Raw genomic sequence first — 4481 nt, 5'->3', positions numbered from 1 at the left:
GCTGTGGACTTCGTCAAAGTTGCAAAAAGTACAAATATTTAGCTTTATATTTATGGAATATGTATTAAAATAAAATCTAAATTTAGCTTACACCTAAATGTGGAAAAAAGTTGAATAAAAAAACTTTACAACAAAATTATATATATGATTTTTAAAACTTTAAAAAATATTTTTTGGAAATACTAATGGTAAGCATAATCATCACAACAAGAAACTCTGAAAGCTTTATTGCTGATTGCATAAATGCTGTAAAAAACTCTAATTATAAAGATACAGAAATAATATTAGTAGACAACAACTCAACAGACAAAACCGTAGAAATAGCAAAAGAATTAGGTGCAAAAACTTTTATTAAAGGTCCTGAACGCTCTGCTCAAAGAAACTATGGAGCTCAAATGTCAAGTGGTGAAATAATAGGATTTTTAGATGTTGATATGACTCTCTCAGAAAATGTGATAACAGAATGCTTGGAAGTTTTTAATAGCAATAAAAATATCCAAGCTTTATACATACCAGAGAAAATATTTGGAGATAGTTTTTTTAATAGAGTGAGAAGCTTTGAACGTTCTTTTTATGATGCCACTGTAATAGATGCTGTTCGTTTTTTTAGAAGAGAAGCATTCATAAAAATAGGAGGTTTCGATTCAAATTTAAATGGAACCGAAGATTGGGATATTGACAGACGCATAAAACAAATAGGTGATGTTGATATAATAAAATCTCCTCTATATCATCATGAAAATCATACACTCAAACAATATATAGTAAAAAAAAGCTATTACGCATCAAACTTTAATAATTACTTTGATAAATGGGGATATGATGAAACAACAAAAAAACAGTTTGGATTATTTTATCGCTATTTTGGTGTATATATAGAAAAAGCTAAATGGAAAAAATTACTATTTCACCCTATTTATACAATATCTATGTATTTTTTGAGATTTCTAATTGGAATAGTTTATATATTATCAAAATTTAATATCTCAAAAAAAGAAAATGTTTATAAAAACAAAAATCAGTAACATTACTATTTTTACCTAAACTAAATTATTGGGTTATATAAGTATAACTAAAAGATAAGTAATTATTCATTATTATCAGACTCCTAACACTATTATTAAGGGCTTGTGATTTTTTCATAAGCCCAATTTTTTTATGTTATTTTTCTATAATATTTTACTATTTCTATTATAATATGTTTATATTAATAGCACAAACGTCATTTGTTGCACTCTTAAGATATATATATACAAACCCATTACTTTCACTCTATAGGTTTTCTATAGAGTGTTTTTTTATTTAAATATTAAAAACTTTTATATAAAATTTTATTTTGAAAAAGTAAGCTCTTCAAAAGAAGCCATATCCAAAAGCTCATAATGATATCCCTGCTCTGTAAGAAATAACTGCCTCTTATGAGAGAAATCTTCTTCTTTTGTATCGCTTGTAATAACCGAAAAGAAATAGCTTTTGTTTTCACCTTTTTTCGGACGAAGAACACGGCCTAATCTTTGAGCTTCTTCCTGCCTAGAGCCAAAAGTACCAGATATTTGTATTAATACATTAGCATCAGGCAAATCAACTGCCAAATTAGCTACTTTGCTTACTATAAGTATTTTTATTTCACCTGACTTAAACTTTTTATAAATCTCATCTCTTTCAGCCTGAGGAGTTTTACCTGTAATAATGGTATATCCTGTTTGTTTTTTCATCTCATTAAGCTGATTTAAATACTGCCCTATAATAAGTATGTTTTTACCTTCTAGTTTTTTGATGATTTTTTTTACTATTTCGTATTTAAGTATATTTTCGCTTGCAATTCTAAACTTCACTTTATCGCTAGAAACCACATAATCAGCCCTCTGCTCATTATCAAGCGGTATTCTTAAATCATAACAATAAGCCTCAGCAATAAACTTCTTCTCTTCAAGTTCCCTCCAAGGCATATCAAACTTCTTAGGACCAATAAGACAAAATACATCTTTTTCAAGACCATCTTCACGCACCAAAGTAGCAGTAAGTCCAAGCCTTCTCATACTTTGAATCTCACTTGTAAGTTTTATTATAGGAGCAGGAAGCAAATGAACTTCATCATATATTATAAGCCCCCAATTATGCTTAAAAAATAATTCAAAATGAACAAAAGGAGATTCCTTGTCTTTTCTATATGTAAGTATTTTGTATGTAGCTATTGTGATAGGTTTTATTTCTTTGTTAAGTCCATTATATTCGCCTATATCTTCTTTTGGTATATCTGTTTTATCTAATATCTCATCTCTCCACTGTCTGCAAGCGGTAACTCCTGTAACTATTATAAGAGTTTTAGTTTGCATCTTGCTCATAGCAGCTATTCCTACAACAGTCTTACCAGTACCGCATGGCAAAGCTATAACACCAGCACCGCCCTCAGGACGCCCATTTGCATAAAAAGCTTCTATCGCATTTAATTGATACTCTCGCAAAGAAAAATCTTCACCATTAGATAAAAGCTTGTTTCTTAAATTAAAATGATACTCTTCCCCTGTTTTATAACCCGCTAAATCTTCTACAGGGTATCCTATATTTATAAGAGCTAATTTTATATGACCTCTGTAAATCGGGTCTATCTCTATTTTATTGTCATTAACTTCTCTTTTAATATATTTTACCATTGCCTTATAATGCAATACTTCTTCTATAATGCTTTCATCATCGCTTACAAGATAATATTTATCATCATCTTCTTTAATAATTTTTATTCTTCCGTATTTTGATATACTGCTTTCTATTTGTTTTACAATGTTTTTTGGTATATCATAAGAAGAATATTTCTTTAAAAAATCTATTATGGACTGAGCTGTATAATTCAAACTAGCAGCATTCCATAATGATACTAATGTAATTCTATATGTATGAATATATTCAGGACTCTTTACAAGCTCTGCAAATACAAGCAAAAAATTTCTTATTTCTTCAAAATGCTCTGTACTTACATCTAATAAAATAGTACCATCGCCCTGAACTATGATAGGAGCATTATTATTCAATGTTTTTTCCTTAAAATTAATAAAAAATTAATATATATTATTTTCTATAAGAGTGATAGTTTCATTAAATATATTAAAATATTCTGTATTATTAGTATTGTTGTTTACCCAAGTTCTTAATACATTAATAGCTTTAGTTTTATCATTTTGTTTTCTATATACATCAGATAATGTTAAAGTTGCTTGAGGAGTTAAATAATTTTTAGGATATGCTTTAGTGAAATTTTCTAAAACAGTAGCTGCTTCTGTATAATTAGTTTGTTCTATTAATACATTAGCCAAATTGTATGAAGCTGCTGGCTGTAAATAAAAACCTCTAGAGTTTGCTACTTCCTGATAATATTTTTTAGCTTCATTATAGTTAGCAACATCAAAATAAAGTCCACCCAAAGTAAAAGCTGCTCTAAGTTTTAGAGTTTTACCTTTAGCATCATTATAAGCCTTTTGAACTCTTGTAGTAATATCTACTATTAAAGCAGGGTTATTTAATTGTTCCTGAGGAATATTTGCTGTTTGATACATACCGTATAAAGCCAAAGCTTCTTCAAAATTTGCTGCTGTTTCTTTATCAGCATTTTCTATATTCATATTATAAATTAAAATACCAGCTATAATTGCTATTATCAACACAAAACCAGAGATAAAAATTACTTTATTGTTATATACATAAGTAAATATTAATTCCGCATTTTTTTGAAGTTTAGATGTAGTAGTAGTATTTTCAGACATAATATCCTCTTATTAATTTCATTATTTTTAGTATTTAATTATAATAGTAAAAGCGAAAAAATCAAGCATTATTTATATAATTAAATAAATTCATCTCCATATTTTATTGTATATTTTACACTTTTTACAAAAAATATTTATCTATATTTATTTTACGTAATAAACTTTAAAAATACTAATCAACAAAATATATCATACAGATTTTATTGATTAGCATAATAATAATTTAATTATAATAAAACATACAATCAAATATCATTTTCTATAAATTTTATTTTTATATATTTTTTTGTATATCCATATCTATACGCCCACATAGATAAATACCTATTCCATATATAATTTTCATCATCTGTAAAACCTATATTATATTCTATATCCTCTTTATTTATTATTAACGTATCTAAATTATTTTTATCAGCTTCTTGTAGAAGGGATATAATTTGATTATAGGTAATATTATAATTTCTTGTTATATCAGGATTATTAATAGTATCATACTTTTTAAGTAAAAATAATGACATATAGACTATTATAAATATAATAATAAAACTAGAAACGAATGAAACTATTTTTTTCTGATTACTAATATTTTTATATAAGATTAACATAAATATTGAAAATATTAATAATAAATGTATAGCAATTCCATGAGGAACTTTTATAGAGAAAAATCCTAACATTCCAAAAATAAAAATAACCATTATTGATATATACATGTAT

Annotated in this window: 3 protein-coding genes and 1 pseudogene; 1 reads left to right on the top strand and 3 read right to left on the bottom strand. The window is 26.4% G+C overall.

Annotation, left to right across the window (positions count from 1 at the left end; genetic code table 11):
- The first annotated feature begins 185 nt into the window (after positions 1-185).
- Positions 186-1025, top strand: coding sequence for a glycosyltransferase family 2 protein (locus tag E6A48_RS09195; protein ID WP_219709925.1), 840 nt, complete (start codon positions 186-188; stop codon positions 1023-1025).
- 306 nt (positions 1026-1331) lie between these two features.
- Here the strand turns inward: E6A48_RS09195 and E6A48_RS09190 are convergent, their stop codons facing one another.
- From E6A48_RS09190 to E6A48_RS09180, 3 genes and pseudogenes are all read right to left on the bottom strand, one after another.
- Positions 1332-3029, bottom strand: a complete 1698-nt coding sequence (locus E6A48_RS09190; protein ID WP_157147678.1) for a DNA repair helicase XPB — start codon at positions 3027-3029, stop codon at positions 1332-1334.
- Between the two features lie 27 nt (positions 3030-3056).
- On the bottom strand, positions 3057-3758 hold the full coding sequence (locus E6A48_RS09185; RefSeq protein WP_219709924.1) for a tetratricopeptide repeat protein: 702 nt from the start codon (positions 3756-3758) through the stop codon (positions 3057-3059).
- A gap of 248 nt (positions 3759-4006) precedes the next feature.
- Positions 4007-4481: pseudogene (locus E6A48_RS09180) on the bottom strand (hypothetical protein); the annotation flags it as partial.

This window comes from Brachyspira pilosicoli (assembly GCF_019402445.1).
Classification (GTDB): domain Bacteria; phylum Spirochaetota; class Brachyspiria; order Brachyspirales; family Brachyspiraceae; genus Brachyspira; species Brachyspira pilosicoli_B.
The sequence above is the reverse complement of the archived record's forward strand: the minus strand, read 5'-3'. Positions and strand labels throughout refer to the sequence as shown.